Below are 14,861 nucleotides of genomic sequence, written 5' to 3'. Positions count from 1 at the left end.
CAGGGCGAGCGGTCGGTCAGATACGCTTGGCTTGGGCCGCCGCGTTGCCGATGTAATTCGCCGGGGTCAGCTTGCGCAGTTCCGCCTTTGCATCTTCGGGCATCTCCAGGCTGTCGATGAAGGTCTGCAAGGCCTCCGGACTGATGCCCTTGCCGCGGGTCAATTCCTTGAGCTTTTCGTAGGGGTTCTCGATGGCATAGCGGCGCATCACGGTCTGGATCGGCTCGGCCAGCACTTCCCAGCAGGCATCCAGGTCAGCGGCGATGCGCGCCTGGTTCAGCTCCAGCTTGCCGATGCCTTTGAGGCTGGCTTCATAGGCGATCATGCTGTGGGCAAAACCCACGCCGAGGTTGCGCAACACGGTGGAGTCGGTCAGGTCGCGCTGCCAGCGGGAGATCGGCAACTTGCTGGCCAGGTGCTGGAGCAGTGCGTTGGCGATGCCCAGGTTGCCTTCGGAGTTTTCGAAATCGATCGGGTTGACCTTGTGCGGCATGGTCGAGGAACCGATCTCGCCGGCAATCGTCTTTTGCTTGAAATAGCCGAGCGAGATATAGCCCCAGACATCGCGATCGAAGTCGATGAGGATGGTATTGAAGCGGGCGATGGCATCGAACAGTTCGGCGATGTAGTCGTGCGGTTCGATCTGCGTGGTGTAGGGGTTGAAGGCCAGGCCCAGGTCCCCCTCGATGAAGTCGCGGGCATTGGCTTCCCAGTCGACCTGCGGATAGGCCGAGAGGTGGGCGTTATAGTTGCCCACCGCTCCGTTGATCTTGCCCAACAGCGGCACGTCGGCCACTTGTGCAATCTGCCGCTCGAGGCGGTAGACGACGTTGGCCAGTTCCTTGCCCAGGGTGGTTGGCGACGCCGGCTGGCCATGGGTGCGCGAGAGCATCGGCACGTCGGCAAACTTCACGGCCAGGCCGCGGATGGCCTCGGCAACCTGGCGCATCAACGGCAGCAGGACACTGTCACGACCCTCGCGCAGCATCAGGGCGTGGGACAGGTTGTTGATGTCTTCGCTGGTGCAGGCAAAGTGTATGAACTCACTGACTGCCGCCAGTTCCGGCAGCTTGGCAGCCTGCTCCTTGAGCAGGTATTCCACGGCCTTCACATCGTGGTTGGTGGTGCGTTCGATTTCCTTGATGCGCTCGGCATGGGCAAGCTGGAAATTTTCTGCCAGTTCGTCCAGCAGGGCGTTGGCCGCCGCAGAGAAGGGGGCAACTTCCGGGATGCCGGCATGCGCGGCGAGGCGCTGCAGCCAGCGCACTTCAACCTGCACGCGGCAACGGATCAGGCCGTATTCACTGAAGATCGGGCGCAGAGCGCTGGTTTTGCCGGCGTAGCGGCCATCGACGGGGGAAACCGCGGTGAGCGTGGAAAGCTGCATGGGGCGTTCTCGAGCGATCGGTCAACGAAAAGGGCGCACATAATACATGAAAAGGACTAGCCACCGTGTGCTTTGCCGGAGTCGTTCAACCTTTACTTCGGCTGATTGACAGCAGGCTGGCGGAGAAAATCAAGGCTGCGCCGGCGACGAACAGCAGGTCAGGAGTTTCGCCCCAGCGCAGCCAGGCGATGATTCCGGCAAACACGATGGCCAGATAGGCGAAGGGGCCGATTATGCCGGGTGGCGCGAGGCCGTAAGCCTTGGACATGACGATCTGGCTGGTGGTTGCCAGCAGCCCGACGACCAGCAACAGGCCGAGCTCGTGCAGGTTCAGCGGCTGCCAGGACCAGGTCAGGGGGACAGCCGAAATCAGGGCGCTGAACAGCGAGAAATAGAAGACGATGCGGTAGGCCGGCTCGGTATCACTCATTTCGCGAATAGAGACAAAGGCAAAGGCTGCCAGGATGCTGGCAGAGAGGCCGACCAGTGCCTGCCCCTCAAACAGCGAGTGTCCGGGCCTGGCGACCAGCAGCACGCCAATCAGGCCGATGCAGGTGGTCAGGGCGATGCGCTTGTTCAGCGGTTCCTTCAGCCACCACCAGGCGATGATCGGGGTAAACACCGGGGCGGAGTAAGTGAACAGCATCGCATCGGCCAGCGGCAGGTGGGCGATGGCGTAGAAGAAGCAGTACATCGCCGCCAGCCCGTAGGTGGTTCGCCAGAGATGGGACTTGATCCGTTGGGTCTTGAGTGGCTGTATGCCCTTGATCAGCAGCAACGGCAGGAAAAACAGTACACCGACCAGGTTGCGAAAAAACACCACGGACTCGTTGTTCACCGTCAGCGATGCCTCGCGAATCACCACCCCCATCAGGGAGAACAGCAATGCCGACAAAGCCAGCAGCAGGGCGCCCTGGAGTGGTTTGACACTGCGCGACGGCAGGCTCAAGGGGGCGTGCTGCGCAGCAGCGGGTAGAGTTCCCTGAGCAACTTGCCGCGGCTGAATACCAGTTGCCAGCGATGGCCGCCGAGCTGGCGCCAGAGCCGCGCCGAGCGAATGCCAGCCAGCAGCAGGGCGCGGATTTTTTCAGGGTTGCCTGCTTGCTGCAGGAAGCGCACGTCACCCTGCACCTGGATGCGCAGCCGGAAGGTACTGATGGTGTCCTGATACAGCGCGGCGCAGGCGGCGATCACATTCTCGTGGGTCGGCCCGAAGTGTTCGACCTGCAGCTGGATCTTGTCCAGTCGCTTGCCGATGATTTCCAGCAGGTCATCGCGCTTGGCCAGTTGGCGCTCCAGGGCAAGCAGGGCCAGTGCGTATTTCAGCGGGTCGCGCTGCAAGCTGGCGGGGTTGCGTTCGAGTGCGCTGGCCAGTGCTCGATAGCCTTCGCGCAGGTTCAGGTCATCGCCGCCATAGACTTCCAGGGTGCTTTCCGGGTTGCGCACCAGCAGTGCGCCGAGCAGGCAGGCGCTATCGGCGGTGCTGGCCTGGCCAGTCTTGGCAATCTTGTCGACCAGGCTGGCGGCCTGAAACACCGCAGCCAGGGCGACCAGCTGTTCCTGGGTCGGACTCATGCGCTGCGGACTCCACTGAAATGCGTTTCGGCGCTTTCGATCACACCGCCACCCAGACAGATCTCGCCATCGTAGAAGACCACCGACTGGCCGGGAGTCACGGCGCGCTGCGGCTGGTCAAAAATCGCCCGGTAACCGCCGGGAATCTGCTCCAGAGTGCAGGCCTGGTCGGCTTGCCGATAGCGCACCTTGGCGGTGAGCCGTTGCGGCGAACTGAGGTCGAAGGGATTGACCCAGTAGATCTGCGAGGCCAGCAGGGCGCTGGAAAACAGCCATGGGTGATCATTGCCCTGGCCGACGATGAGCACATTGCGCGCCAGGTCTTTGGACAGCACGTACCAAGGGTCGTCGCCAGCATTTTTCAGGCCGCCAATGCCGAGCCCCTGGCGCTGGCCGATGGTGTGATACATCAAGCCATGGTGCTGACCGATCACCTTGCCTTCGGTGGTTTCGATTGCGCCTGGCTGGGCCGGCAGGTACTGCTTGAGAAAGTCACTGAAGCGCCGCTCGCCAATAAAACAGATACCGGTCGAATCCTTCTTCTTGGCTGTGGCCAGGCCATGGCGCTCGGCAATCGCGCGTACCCGGGGCTTTTCCAGTTCGCCAACAGGGAACAGCGACTTGCCGATCTGCTCGCCGCCGACCGCGTGCAGGAAGTAGCTCTGGTCCTTGTTCGGATCAAGGCCCTTGAGCAGTTCGCTGCGCCCGTCGATATCCCGCCGGCGCACGTAATGGCCGGTGGCGATGAGGTCGGCACCCATGCTCAATGCATAGTCGAGGAAGGCCTTGAACTTGATTTCACGGTTACACAGGATGTCCGGGTTGGGGGTGCGTCCCGCCTTGTACTCGGCAAGGAAGTGCTCGAAGACGTTGTCCCAGTATTCCGCCGCGAAGTTGGCGGTATGCAGGGGAATGCCGATGTTGTCGCACACGGCCTGGGCATCTGCCAGGTCGGCCATGGCGGTGCAGTATTCGGTGCCGTCGTCCTCCTCCCAGTTCTTCATGAACAGACCTTCCACCTGGAAGCCCTGCTCGAGCAGCAGCAGTGCGGATACCGACGAGTCGACACCGCCGGACATGCCGACGATGACGCGTTGCTGGGAGTTCGGGTGGACTGATTCAGGCATGGGAGTTCGGGTAGGGCTGGGGTGAACGAAGGCGGGATTCTATCAGGCTGCGGCGATCAAGGGCGAACTGCTCAGCTGTTGCGGATCAGTTCCAGTGGAAAAAGCGGGCCATTGATGAAGTCATCTATGCAGCGCAGAACCAGCTCGCTGCGCAGGCGGTCCGCGCGGGCCTCTATCTCGTCCCTGCTCAGCCAGTGTGGTGCGATGATACCTTCGTCCAGTGTGCTGTCAGGGATCTGGTGCAGGGGCCTGGCAGCAAAGCAGACGCGCTGGTAAGTCACGCCATTGCTGGGTGCGGTATACAGGTAGATGCCGATGACGCCCGTCAGTTCGACTTCCCAGCCGGTTTCTTCACGGGTTTCACGCAATGCTGCCTGGATCAGACTTTCGTCGGCTTCCAAATGGCCGGCAGGCTGATTAAATACGTGGCGGTTATCTGCCCATTCTTCCACCAGCAGAAAGCGGCCCTGATCCTCGACAATGGTCGCGACGGTGACGTGGGGAGTGAATCGCATGGAAAGATCCCTGTGGGCGGAATGGCCAATCCTAACGCGCTGCAAGCGGGCGGTGAAATGCCCAACTGCTGCTAAAATTACCGGGATATTTGCGGTCGAGAATGTAGCGTAGTTGTTGTTTGACTACAGATGCGTTCAAGGGTTAGATGGCCAGCGGCAGCCACGCGAGGCTCGGCGATATGCTGTTGAGTGCGCGAGATTCTGTAGCAACATCATCAGGGTGACTTGCTGAAAGCAAGCCCCATTATCCATCCGCCACGCCACCCCTGTGGCGGGATGTCAGACAAAAAGCAATGGAGTCCAGCATGGGATACCAGAAAATTCAGGTGCCTTCGAGCGGTAACAAAATTACCGTTAATGCCGATATGTCGCTGAACGTACCTAACAATCCGATCATTCCCTATATCGAGGGTGATGGCATCGGTGTTGATATCAGCCCCGTCATGATCAAGGTGGTTGATGCGGCTGTGGCCAAGGCCTACGGTGGCACGCGCAAGATTTCCTGGATGGAAGTCTATGCCGGCGAAAAGGCGACCCAGGTTTATGACCAGGACACCTGGCTGCCACAGGAAACGCTCGACGCAGTCAAAGAGTTCGTCGTATCGATCAAGGGCCCGTTGACCACGCCGGTTGGTGGCGGCATTCGCTCGCTGAACGTAGCCCTGCGCCAGCAGCTGGATCTTTATGTCTGCCTGCGCCCAGTGCGCTGGTTCACCGGCGTACCGAGCCCGGTAAAGAAGCCTCAGGATGTCGACATGACCATCTTCCGCGAGAACTCGGAAGACATCTATGCCGGTATCGAGTGGAAAGCCGGTTCGGCAGAAGCGAACAAGGTCATCAAGTTCCTCAAGGAAGAAATGGGTGTCACCAAGATTCGTTTCGACCAGGACTGCGGCATCGGCATCAAGCCGGTATCCAAGGAAGGTACCAAGCGCCTGGCGCGCAAGGCCTTGCAGTACATTGTCGACAATGATCGCGAATCGCTGACCATCGTCCACAAGGGCAACATCATGAAGTTCACCGAAGGTGCCTTCAAGGAGTGGGCCTATGAAGTTGCTGCCGAAGAGTTCGGTGCAACCTTGCTGGATGGCGGCCCGTGGATGCAGTTCAAGAACCCGAAAACCGGCCGCAATGTTGTTGTGAAGGACGCCATTGCCGACGCCATGCTGCAGCAGATCCTGTTGCGCCCGGCTGAGTATGACGTGATCGCCACCCTGAACCTCAATGGTGACTATCTGTCCGATGCACTGGCGGCTGAAGTGGGCGGCATCGGTATTGCACCGGGTGCCAACCTCTCCGACACCGTTGCCATGTTCGAAGCTACCCATGGTACGGCGCCGAAGTATGCTGGCCTGGACAAGGTCAACCCCGGCTCGCTGATTCTCTCGGCCGAGATGATGCTGCGCCATATGGGCTGGATCGAGGCTGCAGATCTGATCATCAAGGGTACCGAGGGTGCCATTGATGCGAAGACAGTGACCTATGACTTCGAGCGCCTGATGGACGACGCCAAGCTGTTGTCCTGCTCCGAGTTTGGTGACGCGACCATCGCCCACATGTAAGCGGGTGCTGGAAATTAAAAAGCCGGACAGCAGTCCGGCTTTTTTGTATCTGCAGATTTACGCCTCGGCGTGAATGGTCTTCGGAGTCGCCAGCGCTTCGGCTGATTGCTGGACTGGCTCTTCCGCGCAGATGTTTACCGCGTGCAGTCCCTTGGGGCCCTGGACTATGTCAAAGTAGACGCTCTGGCCGGCCTTGAGGGTTTTGTAGCCGCTCATCTGGATTGCTGAAAAGTGGGCAAACAGATCTTCGTTCTGCCCGTCAGCGACGATGAAGCCGAACCCCTTGGCGTTGTTGAACCATTTGACCTTGCCGCTGAGCATGCTGATCTCCCTCTGCAAAGTGCCCTGGTGCTGGAGTATCATGTGACGATATTCAGGTTACTTCTGATACAGGCCTGTGGGTGAGTGACCTATACCCCGAGGCAGGTAGTATTTGGTTTATCACCATTTCGGCGATAGTCAAGGAAATCGGGCGTTTGCCTTGTGATTCGGCACTTTCCTAACCACCTATGCATTTAACCTAAGAAGCATTTTTTCCAGCATGAGTGCATTCAGTCAGATTCGACTAACATTCAATCAAGACCTTCCAGATAAGCGTGATGATGGTGCTGGTGGCTTGGTTCTGGAAGAAGCCAAACCGGCCTTGCAGACACCGCCAATGTACAAGGTAATCATGCATAACGATGATTACACGCCAATGGACTTTGTGGTCGAGGTGCTTGAAGTGTTCTTCGGGCTGGGTCGGGAAGGCGCAACCCGGGTTATGTTGACCGTACATACTGAAGGACGTGCGGTGTGTGGCTTGTTTACCAGGGATGTGGCTGAAACCAAGGCCATGCAGGTCAATCAGTATGCGAGGGAGTGTCAGCATCCACTGCTTTGTGAGATAGAGAAAGACGGCTAGGGCCGATTGCTTGGGTATGAGGTGAAGCTATGTTGAACCGTGAGCTCGAAGTTACCCTCAATCTCGCCTTCAAGGAGGCGCGTGCCAAGCGCCATGAATTTATGACGGTTGAGCACTTATTGTTGGCGCTGTTGGACAACGAGGCTGCCAGCATGGTGTTGCGCGCCTGCGGGGCCAATCTGGACAAGCTGCGGCGCGAGCTGCAAGAGTTCATCGACTCCACCACGCCGTTGATCCCGCAGCATGATGAAGAGCGCGAGACTCAGCCGACTCTCGGCTTTCAGCGCGTGCTGCAGCGCGCCGTTTTCCATGTGCAAAGTTCCGGCAAGCGCGAAGTCAGCGGCGCCAATGTGCTGGTCGCGATTTTCAGTGAGCAGGAAAGCCAGGCCGTGTTCCTGCTCAAGCAGCAGAATGTGGCGCGTATCGACGTGGTCAACTTTATCGCTCATGGCATCTCCAAGGTGCCGGGTGCCGGCGAGCAGCGCGACGGTGAGCAGGAGATGCAGGACGAGGAGAGTGGCGACGCACCGGCTTCGACCAACCCGCTGGATGCGTATGCCAGCAATCTGAACGAACTGGCACGCCAGGGCCGGATTGATCCACTGGTCGGCCGTGAGCTGGAAGTCGAGCGTGTCGCGCAGATTCTGGCGCGGCGACGCAAGAACAATCCCTTGCTGGTGGGCGAGGCCGGTGTCGGCAAGACCGCCATTGCCGAGGGTCTGGCCAAGCGCATTGTCGACAAGCAGATTCCCGACTTGCTGGCCGACAGCGTGGTCTATTCACTGGATCTGGGCGCACTGCTGGCCGGAACCAAGTACCGTGGTGATTTCGAGAAGCGCTTCAAGGCGCTGATCAACGAACTGCGCAAGCGTCCGCATGCCATCCTGTTCATCGACGAGATTCACACCATCATTGGTGCGGGCGCTGCTTCCGGTGGCGTCATGGATGCTTCCAACCTGCTCAAGCCGGTCCTTTCCAGCGGCGAGATCCGCTGCATCGGCTCGACCACGTTCCAGGAATTCCGCGGGATTTTCGAGAAGGATCGCGCTCTGGCGCGGCGCTTCCAGAAGGTCGATGTCGTCGAGCCTTCCGTTGAGGATACCTATGGCATCCTCAAGGGGCTGAAAGGGCGCTTCGAGCAGCATCACCATATCGAATACAGCGATGCTGCGCTGCATGCGGCTGCCGAGCTGGCTGCGCGCTACATCAACGACCGTCACATGCCGGACAAGGCCATCGATGTCATCGATGAAGCGGGGGCCTACCAGCGGTTGCAGCCGGAGGCTTCGCGGGTCAAGTGCATCGAGGTGCAGCAGGTCGAGGATATAGTCGCGAAAATCGCCAGGATCCCGCCCAAGCACGTCAGCAGCTCGGACAAGGAGCAATTGCGCAACCTCGAGCGTGATTTACGCCTGACCGTTTTCGGCCAGGATGATGCGATCAATGCGCTGTCCACGGCGATCAAGCTGTCGCGCGCCGGTCTGAAATCACCGGACAAGCCGGTAGGATCGTTCCTGTTTGCCGGCCCGACGGGGGTGGGCAAGACCGAAGTTGCCCGGCAACTGGCGAAGTCCATGGGCATCGAACTGGTGCGCTTCGACATGTCCGAGTACATGGAACGGCACACGGTTTCCCGCCTGATCGGCGCGCCACCCGGCTATGTCGGTTTCGATCAGGGTGGCCTGCTGACGGAAGCCATCACCAAGATGCCGCATTGCGTGCTGCTGCTTGACGAGATCGAGAAGGCGCACCCGGAAGTCTTCAACCTGCTGCTGCAGGTGATGGATCATGGCACCCTGACCGACAACAACGGGCGCAAAGCTGATTTCCGCAATGTGATCCTGATCATGACCACCAATGCCGGGGCCGAAACGGCCGCGCGGGCATCAATCGGCTTCACCTATCAGGATCATTCATCCGATGCGCTGGAAGTGATCAAGAAGAGTTTTACCCCGGAGTTCCGCAACCGCCTGGACACCATCATCCAGTTTGGCCGGCTGAGCCACGAAGTGATCAAGAACATAGTGGACAAGTTCCTCATCGAGTTGCAGGTGCAACTGGAAGACAAGCATGTCCATCTGGAGGTCAGTGAAGCCGCACGCAACTGGCTGGGTGAGCGTGGTTATGACGTGCAGATGGGCGCGCGGCCGATGGCTAGGCTGATTCAGGACAAGATCAAGCGTCCGCTGGCCGAAGAGATACTGTTCGGCGAACTGGCCGAGCACGGCGGAGTGGTGCACATCGACGAAAAAGATGGCGAACTGGTATTCGAATTCGAAACCACTGCCGAAATGGCCTGACAGGTTAAAGGCCGACCAGCAAAAACGCCCGGCATGCCGGGCGTTTTTGTTTTCAGCGACTTTAGCGGGCGCGGTAAGTGATGCGGCCCTTGCTCAGGTCGTAGGGCGTCAGCTCCACACGAACCTTGTCGCCAGTCAGAATGCGGATATAGTTCTTGCGCATTTTTCCGGAGATATGCGCGGTAACGACGTGCCCGTTTTCCAACTCCACACGGAACATGGTGTTGGGCAGGGTGTCGACGACAGTGCCTTCCATTTCGAAGCTGTCTTCTTTCGACATGCAGTAAAGCCCTCGGTTGCAAAGAGTGGCCGGGTGCGAAGGGCACCGGGCAAAACGGCGTGCATTGTGCCCGAAAAGTCCCCGAAACGCCAAGGGTCTCAGGTAATGGCTGTCCAGCGCTGATTAACCAGCAATTCGAGCGGGCGGTATTGGGTCTTGTAACTCATTTTCCTGCAGTTTTTTATCCAGTAACCCAGGTACAGGGCATGCAGGCCGAGCCGCGCGGCTTCGCCGATCTGCCAGAGAATCGCGTAGCGCCCCAGGCTGCGCTGTTCGTGCGCGGGGTCGAAGAAGGTGTAGACGGCAGAAAGTCCGTTGGGCAGAACGTCAGTAACTGCAACCGCCAGCAACTGGCCGGCCAGGCGAAACTCGATAAAGCGGGCAAATGGCAACTCGCTCAGCAGGAAAGTGCTGAATTGCTCGCGACTTGGCGGGTACATGTCGCCGTCGGCGTGGCGGGCCTCGATGTAGCGCAGGTACAGGCTGTAATGGTCCTCGCTGAACAGCGGCTTGACGACCCTGACAGTCAGGTCGGCGTTACGCTTGAGGATCTTGCGTTGCTGACGATTTGCCGTGAAGCGCTCGACCGGAATTCTTGCCGGAACGCAGGCCTGGCAGTTTTGGCAATGCGGGCGGTAGAGGTGATCGCCGCTGCGGCGAAAGCCAAGCGTGGACAACTGGGCATAAATATCCACATCCATTGGTTGACTGGGGTCGAGGAACAGGGTGGTAGCCTGCTCGCCTGGCAGATAACTGCATGGATGTGGCTGAGTGGCATAGAACTTCAGGTGGGCCAGCTCGGTCATGATCAGCTCTCGAAGAACCTCTTTACAAGTGTAAGTCAGCTCTGCGGGCGCGACTAGTTGCGCCAGTCGGCAGTGCTGGGCTGGTCCAGATTGTCCCGCAAATACCGGGCAAATTGCCGGCGCGGAATCGCCCTGGCGCCAAAGCTGTGCAGATGCTGTGTGGGCATCTGGCAGTCGATCAGCACGAAGCCCCAGTTGCGCAGGTGCTCGACCAGGTACACGAAGCCGGCTTTCGAGGCGTTGCTGGCGTGACTGAACATCGACTCGCCAAAAAACAGCCGGCCCATGGCCAGACCGTAGAGGCCGCCAACCAGTTTGCCGTCTGACCACACCTCCACCGAATGGGCCACGCCGCGTTGGTGCAGTTCGCGATAGGCGGCTTGCATCGGGCTGGTGATCCAGGTGCCCTCGGCGTAACTGCGCGGTCCGGCGCAGGCCTGGATCACGGCGTCGAACGCGCGGTCGAAGCTGAACTGGAAGCAGCCCTGGCGGATTATCTTGGCCAGGCTTCTGGATACATGCAGTTCCTCGGGAAACAGCACGGTGCGCGGATCGGGTGACCACCAGAGCAGCGGCTGGCCGTCCTGATACCAGGGAAAGCAGCCATGCCGGTAGGCCTGGATCAGGCGCGCAGGGGAAAGGTCACCACCTGCAGCCAGCAGGCCGTTGGGTTCCTGCAGGGCATTGTCGAGGGGTGGAAACTTCAGGGAGTCGCGTTGCAGCCAGGTCAGCATGCGGGGGAGGGTGGTACGCCCGGGCGTACCGCCATTCACTCAGAGGTCGAGATAGCTTTCGGCGTCCAGCGCGGCCATGCAGCCGGCGCCTGCCGAAGTAATCGCCTGACGGTAGACGTGGTCAGCCACGTCGCCGGCGGCGAACACGCCGTCGATGCTGGTGGCGGTGACATTGCCTTCACTGCCGCCGCGAATCCGCAGATAGCCGTCCTTCATGTCGAGTTGGCCGACGAACAGATCGGTATTGGGTTTGTGGCCGATGGCAATGAATACGCCAGTCAGGCTCAATTCCTTGGTGGTCCCGTCCAGGGTGTCCTTCAGGCGCACCCCGGTGACCCCACTGGCATCACCCAGGACTTCATCCAGCGAATGGTTCCAGTGCAGACGGATGTTGCCGTTGGCGGCTTTCTCGAACAGTTTGTCCTGCAGGATCTTCTCCGAGCGCAATTTGTCGCGGCGGTGGATCAGGTGCACTTCCTTGGCGATATTCGACAGGTAGAGCGCCTCTTCGACGGCGGTGTTGCCGCCACCGATCACGCAGACCACCTGGTTGCGGTAGAAAAAGCCGTCACAGGTCGCGCAGGCGGAAACGCCCTTGCCGGAAAAGGCTTCTTCGCTGGGCAGGCCCAGGTACTGGGCGCTGGCGCCGGTGGCGATGATCAGTGCGTCGCAGCTATAGGTGCCGCTATCACCCTTGAGGATGAAGGGCTTTTGCTGGAGTTCGGCGGTATGGATATGGTCGAAGACGATTTCCGTGTCGAAACGTTCGGCGTGCTTCTGCATGCGTTCCATCAGGGCCGGGCCGGTAAGGCCCTCCACGTCACCCGGCCAGTTGTCCACTTCGGTGGTGGTGGTGAGTTGACCACCGGCCTGCATGCCGGTGATCAGCAATGGCTTGAGATTGGCGCGCGCCGCGTAGACGGCAGCGCTGTAGCCTGCCGGGCCGGAGCCCAGGATGAGCAGGCGGGAATGCTTGACTTCACTCATAAAAAGATCTCATAAGTCTTTGTCGCAAAAGAGAATGCATGCTCAAATTGAGCCGCGCGAAAGAAACTGGCGGTTATGCTACACGGAAGCGCAGGCCAGAGGGAGTCGGGTGACCGGATTGCCCTGCTGGTGTGGCTGAATGCCCCGCAAGCATGCTATCGCGCAGTTAAATCCGTACAATAGATTGTGTTTATCCGATCGATGCCTGAAACCCCGTTGATGTGCAGGAACCCGCTGTTTTGAAGAAGTCTGCCACTCCCCCCCAGGCGCCGGCCTGGCGTACCCAGTTGAACTACCGGTTGCAGGATGGCGTGCTGATTGCCTTGGCTGCCATGTGCCTGTTCCTGTGGCTGGCCCTGCTCAGCTACGACCGCACCGACCCGGGCTGGACCAACGCCAGCACAATCGAGCAGGTGCAGAACGCCGGTGGCCGCTTTGGTGCCTGGTGTGCCGACGTGCTGTTCATGACGCTGGGCTATTTTGCCTACCTGTTTCCACTGCTGCTGATGATCAAGACCGTGCAGGTCTACCGGCAGCACAAGCAGCCGCTGGACTGGAATGGCTGGCTGTTTTCCTGGCGCTTGCTTGGCTTGATCTTCCTGGTGCTGTCGGGCGCGGCACTGGTTGACATTCATTTCCTCGACGACCGGCTGATGCCCGCTTCGGCTGGCGGTGCGCTGGGTGAAAGCCTGAGCCAGCTGTCCCTGGACGCCTTCAACGTGCAGGGCAGCACCCTGCTGTTCCTGGCCTTCTTCCTGTTCGGTCTGACCGTGTTCACCGACCTTTCCTGGTTCAAGGTGCTGGACATTACCGGCAAGATCACCCTGGATCTGTTCGAGCTGGTGCACAGCCTGATCAACCGCTGGTGGGATGCACGCAGCGAACACAAACTGCACATGGCAAAAATGCGCGAGGTCGACGTGCGTGTCAGCGAGGTGGCTGCTCCTGTCGTGGCGGACCGCCGCGAGCGGGCCAGGGTCAAGGAGCGCCTGATCGAGCGCGAGGACTCGCTGGTCAAGAGTGTGGTCGAGCGCGAAAAGCGTACGCCGCCAGTAATCAATCCGCCCGAGGCGCCCGCATCAGTCGAACCGAGCAAGCGCGTCCAGAAGGAAAAGCAGGCGCCCTTGTTCGTCGACAGCGCGGTCGAGGGCACCTTGCCGCCGATTTCCATCCTTGACCGGGCCGAGAAGAAACAGAAGAGTTTCTCCCCCGAGTCGCTGGAGGCCATGTCGCGGCTGCTGGAGATCAAGCTCAAGGAGTTTGGGGTCGAGGTGATCGTCGAATCGGTGCATCCAGGTCCGGTGATTACCCGCTTCGAGATTCAGCCGGCTGCCGGGATCAAGGTCAGCCGCATTTCCGGGCTGGCCAAGGATCTGGCACGCTCGCTGGCGGTCATCAGCGTGCGCGTGGTGGAAGTCATCCCGGGCAAGACCACCGTCGGCATCGAGATTCCCAATGAAGACCGGCAGATCGTGCGCTTCTCCGAAGTGCTGGAGTCGCCCGAGTACGATGACGCCAAGTCGCCGGTGACCATCGCGCTGGGCCACGACATCGGTGGCCGGCCGGTGATCGCCGACCTGGCACGCATGCCGCACCTGCTGGTGGCCGGGACCACTGGTTCGGGCAAGTCGGTGGGGGTCAACGCGATGATCCTGTCGATCCTGTTCAAGTCCACGCCGGAAGAGGCGCGGCTGATCATGATCGACCCGAAAATGCTCGAACTGTCGATCTACGAGGGCATTCCGCACCTGCTGTGCCCGGTGGTGACCGACATGAAGGAAGCCGCCAATGCGCTGCGCTGGAGCGTTGCCGAGATGGAGCGGCGCTACAAGCTGATGTCGGCGATGGGCGTGCGCAACCTGGCGGGCTTCAACCGCAAGGTCAAGGATGCCATCGACGCCGGTACGCCGCTGACTGACCCGCTGTACAAGCGGCAGAACATGGAAGACGAAGCGCCGCTGCTGAAAACCCTGCCGACCATCGTGGTGGTGGTCGACGAATTCGCCGACATGATGATGATCGTCGGCAAGAAGGTCGAAGAACTGATCGCGCGCATCGCGCAGAAAGCCCGTGCCGCCGGGATTCACCTGATCCTCGCGACCCAGCGGCCGTCGGTGGATGTGATCACCGGCCTGATCAAGGCCAACATTCCGACGCGCATGGCCTTCCAGGTCTCGAGCAAGATTGATTCGCGGACCATTCTCGATCAGGGTGGTGCCGAGCAATTGCTGGGGCACGGTGACATGCTCTATCTGCCGCCGGGGACCGGGCTGCCGATTCGCGTGCACGGTGCGTTCGTTTCCGATGAAGAAGTCCACCGTGTGGTGGATGCCTGGAAACTGCGTGGTGCGCCGGATTACATCGAAGACATCCTGGCCGGTGCCGGTGGTGACGACGGTTTCTCCTCCGGTGGCGAGGGTGGCTACGGCGAAGGCGGAGAGGGAAGCGAGGAAGATGCGCTGTATGACGAGGCCGTGCGCTTTGTCACCGAGAGCCGGCGGGCCTCGATTTCCGCCGTGCAGCGCAAGCTGAAGATCGGCTACAACCGCGCGGCGCGCATGATCGAAGCGATGGAGATGGCCGGCGTGGTCACCTCCATGAGTACCAATGGTTCGCGCGAAGTGATTGCCCCCGGGCCGATTCGCGACTGATTTCGTCCCGTTTGATTTTTACAACTTGAAGAG

At 60.0% G+C, this 14,861-nt stretch carries 14 protein-coding genes; 4 read left to right on the top strand and 10 right to left on the bottom strand.

Annotation, left to right across the window (positions count from 1 at the left end; genetic code table 11):
• Window positions 1–16: 16 nt before the first annotated feature.
• The 5 genes from purB to ISX93_RS15590 form a co-directional block, all read right to left on the bottom strand.
• Window positions 17–1,387 carry an adenylosuccinate lyase gene (purB, locus tag ISX93_RS15610; protein ID WP_195779689.1) on the bottom strand — a complete coding sequence of 457 codons (1,371 nt, stop codon included), beginning with the start codon at window positions 1,385–1,387 and terminating at the stop codon, window positions 17–19.
• An 85-nt stretch (window positions 1,388–1,472) separates the two neighbouring features.
• Entirely contained in the window at window positions 1,473–2,336 is an 864-nt protein-coding gene (locus ISX93_RS15605) for a DMT family transporter (protein ID WP_195779688.1), read from the bottom strand.
• Window positions 2,333–2,962 (bottom strand): high frequency lysogenization protein HflD, encoded by a 630-nt coding sequence (hflD, locus tag ISX93_RS15600; protein ID WP_195779687.1) that lies wholly within the window; start codon window positions 2,960–2,962, stop codon window positions 2,333–2,335. The genes ISX93_RS15605 and hflD overlap by 4 nt, the downstream gene beginning before the upstream one ends.
• Window positions 2,959–4,089, bottom strand: a complete 1,131-nt coding sequence (mnmA, locus tag ISX93_RS15595) for a tRNA 2-thiouridine(34) synthase MnmA (RefSeq protein WP_195779686.1) — start codon at window positions 4,087–4,089, stop codon at window positions 2,959–2,961. The genes hflD and mnmA overlap by 4 nt, the downstream gene beginning before the upstream one ends.
• Window positions 4,090–4,160: 71 nt before the next feature.
• Window positions 4,161–4,604, bottom strand: a complete 444-nt coding sequence (locus ISX93_RS15590; RefSeq protein ID WP_195779685.1) for an NUDIX hydrolase — start codon at window positions 4,602–4,604, stop codon at window positions 4,161–4,163.
• Window positions 4,605–4,909: 305 nt separating this feature from the next.
• Between ISX93_RS15590 and icd the strand changes: the two genes are divergently transcribed.
• On the top strand, window positions 4,910–6,166 hold the full coding sequence (gene icd, locus ISX93_RS15585) for an NADP-dependent isocitrate dehydrogenase (protein ID WP_195779684.1): 1,257 nt from the start codon (window positions 4,910–4,912) through the stop codon (window positions 6,164–6,166).
• A gap of 57 nt (window positions 6,167–6,223) precedes the next feature.
• On the opposite strand, the gene cspD is transcribed toward icd, so the two are convergent.
• Window positions 6,224–6,487 carry a cold shock domain-containing protein CspD gene (gene cspD / locus ISX93_RS15580; protein WP_195779683.1) on the bottom strand — a complete coding sequence of 88 codons (264 nt, stop codon included), beginning with the start codon at window positions 6,485–6,487 and terminating at the stop codon, window positions 6,224–6,226.
• 220 nt (window positions 6,488–6,707) lie between these two features.
• Here cspD and clpS point away from each other — a divergent pair, with 220 nt between their 5' ends.
• Window positions 6,708–7,070 carry an ATP-dependent Clp protease adapter ClpS gene (clpS, locus tag ISX93_RS15575; RefSeq protein WP_195779682.1) on the top strand — a complete coding sequence of 121 codons (363 nt, stop codon included), beginning with the start codon at window positions 6,708–6,710 and terminating at the stop codon, window positions 7,068–7,070.
• Window positions 7,071–7,099: 29 nt separating this feature from the next.
• Window positions 7,100–9,370: an ATP-dependent Clp protease ATP-binding subunit ClpA gene (gene clpA, locus ISX93_RS15570; RefSeq protein WP_195779681.1), complete on the top strand. Its 2,271-nt coding sequence runs from the start codon at window positions 7,100–7,102 to the stop codon at window positions 9,368–9,370.
• Window positions 9,371–9,431: 61 nt separating this feature from the next.
• Here clpA and infA read toward each other — a convergent pair whose 3' ends face one another.
• The 4 genes from infA to trxB all read right to left on the bottom strand — a co-directional run bounded on the left by infA (window position 9,432) and on the right by trxB (window position 12,177).
• Window positions 9,432–9,650, bottom strand: a complete 219-nt coding sequence (gene infA / locus ISX93_RS15565; protein ID WP_002553999.1) for a translation initiation factor IF-1 — start codon at window positions 9,648–9,650, stop codon at window positions 9,432–9,434.
• Window positions 9,651–9,748: 98 nt separating this feature from the next.
• Entirely contained in the window at window positions 9,749–10,456 is a 708-nt protein-coding gene (locus ISX93_RS15560) for an arginyltransferase (protein WP_195779680.1), read from the bottom strand.
• A gap of 53 nt (window positions 10,457–10,509) precedes the next feature.
• Window positions 10,510–11,190: a leucyl/phenylalanyl-tRNA--protein transferase gene (aat, locus tag ISX93_RS15555; protein ID WP_195779679.1), complete on the bottom strand. Its 681-nt coding sequence runs from the start codon at window positions 11,188–11,190 to the stop codon at window positions 10,510–10,512.
• Window positions 11,191–11,229: 39 nt separating this feature from the next.
• Window positions 11,230–12,177: a thioredoxin-disulfide reductase gene (gene trxB, locus ISX93_RS15550; protein WP_195779678.1), complete on the bottom strand. Its 948-nt coding sequence runs from the start codon at window positions 12,175–12,177 to the stop codon at window positions 11,230–11,232.
• A gap of 221 nt (window positions 12,178–12,398) precedes the next feature.
• On the opposite strand from trxB, the gene ISX93_RS15545 reads away from it, so the two are divergent.
• Entirely contained in the window at window positions 12,399–14,828 is a 2,430-nt protein-coding gene (locus ISX93_RS15545) for a DNA translocase FtsK (RefSeq protein ID WP_195779677.1), read from the top strand.
• Window positions 14,829–14,861: the final 33 nt, after the last annotated feature.

Source organism: Pseudomonas sp. N040 (assembly GCF_015637705.1).
In the GTDB taxonomy this organism is placed as follows: domain Bacteria; phylum Pseudomonadota; class Gammaproteobacteria; order Pseudomonadales; family Pseudomonadaceae; genus Aquipseudomonas.
This window is presented reverse-complemented; position numbering and strand designations above follow the sequence as displayed.

Excerpts from the sequence above, each read along its gene's own strand:
- clpA (WP_195779681.1), top strand. The coding sequence starts at position 7,100 with ATGTTGAACCGTGAGCTCGAAGTTACCCTCAATCTCGCCTTCAAGGAG.
- infA (WP_002553999.1), bottom strand. The coding sequence starts at position 9,650 with ATGTCGAAAGAAGACAGCTTCGAAATGGAAGGCACTGTCGTCGACACC.
- ISX93_RS15560 (WP_195779680.1), bottom strand. The coding sequence starts at position 10,456 with ATGACCGAGCTGGCCCACCTGAAGTTCTATGCCACTCAGCCACATCCA.
- ISX93_RS15590 (WP_195779685.1), bottom strand. The coding sequence starts at position 4,604 with ATGCGATTCACTCCCCACGTCACCGTCGCGACCATTGTCGAGGATCAG.
- cspD (WP_195779683.1), bottom strand. The coding sequence starts at position 6,487 with ATGCTCAGCGGCAAGGTCAAATGGTTCAACAACGCCAAGGGGTTCGGC.
- trxB (WP_195779678.1), bottom strand. The coding sequence starts at position 12,177 with ATGAGTGAAGTCAAGCATTCCCGCCTGCTCATCCTGGGCTCCGGCCCG.
- mnmA (WP_195779686.1), bottom strand. The coding sequence starts at position 4,089 with ATGCCTGAATCAGTCCACCCGAACTCCCAGCAACGCGTCATCGTCGGC.
- aat (WP_195779679.1), bottom strand. The coding sequence starts at position 11,190 with ATGCTGACCTGGCTGCAACGCGACTCCCTGAAGTTTCCACCCCTCGAC.
- hflD (WP_195779687.1), bottom strand. The coding sequence starts at position 2,962 with ATGAGTCCGACCCAGGAACAGCTGGTCGCCCTGGCTGCGGTGTTTCAG.
- purB (WP_195779689.1), bottom strand. The coding sequence starts at position 1,387 with ATGCAGCTTTCCACGCTCACCGCGGTTTCCCCCGTCGATGGCCGCTAC.
- icd (WP_195779684.1), top strand. The coding sequence starts at position 4,910 with ATGGGATACCAGAAAATTCAGGTGCCTTCGAGCGGTAACAAAATTACC.
- clpS (WP_195779682.1), top strand. The coding sequence starts at position 6,708 with ATGAGTGCATTCAGTCAGATTCGACTAACATTCAATCAAGACCTTCCA.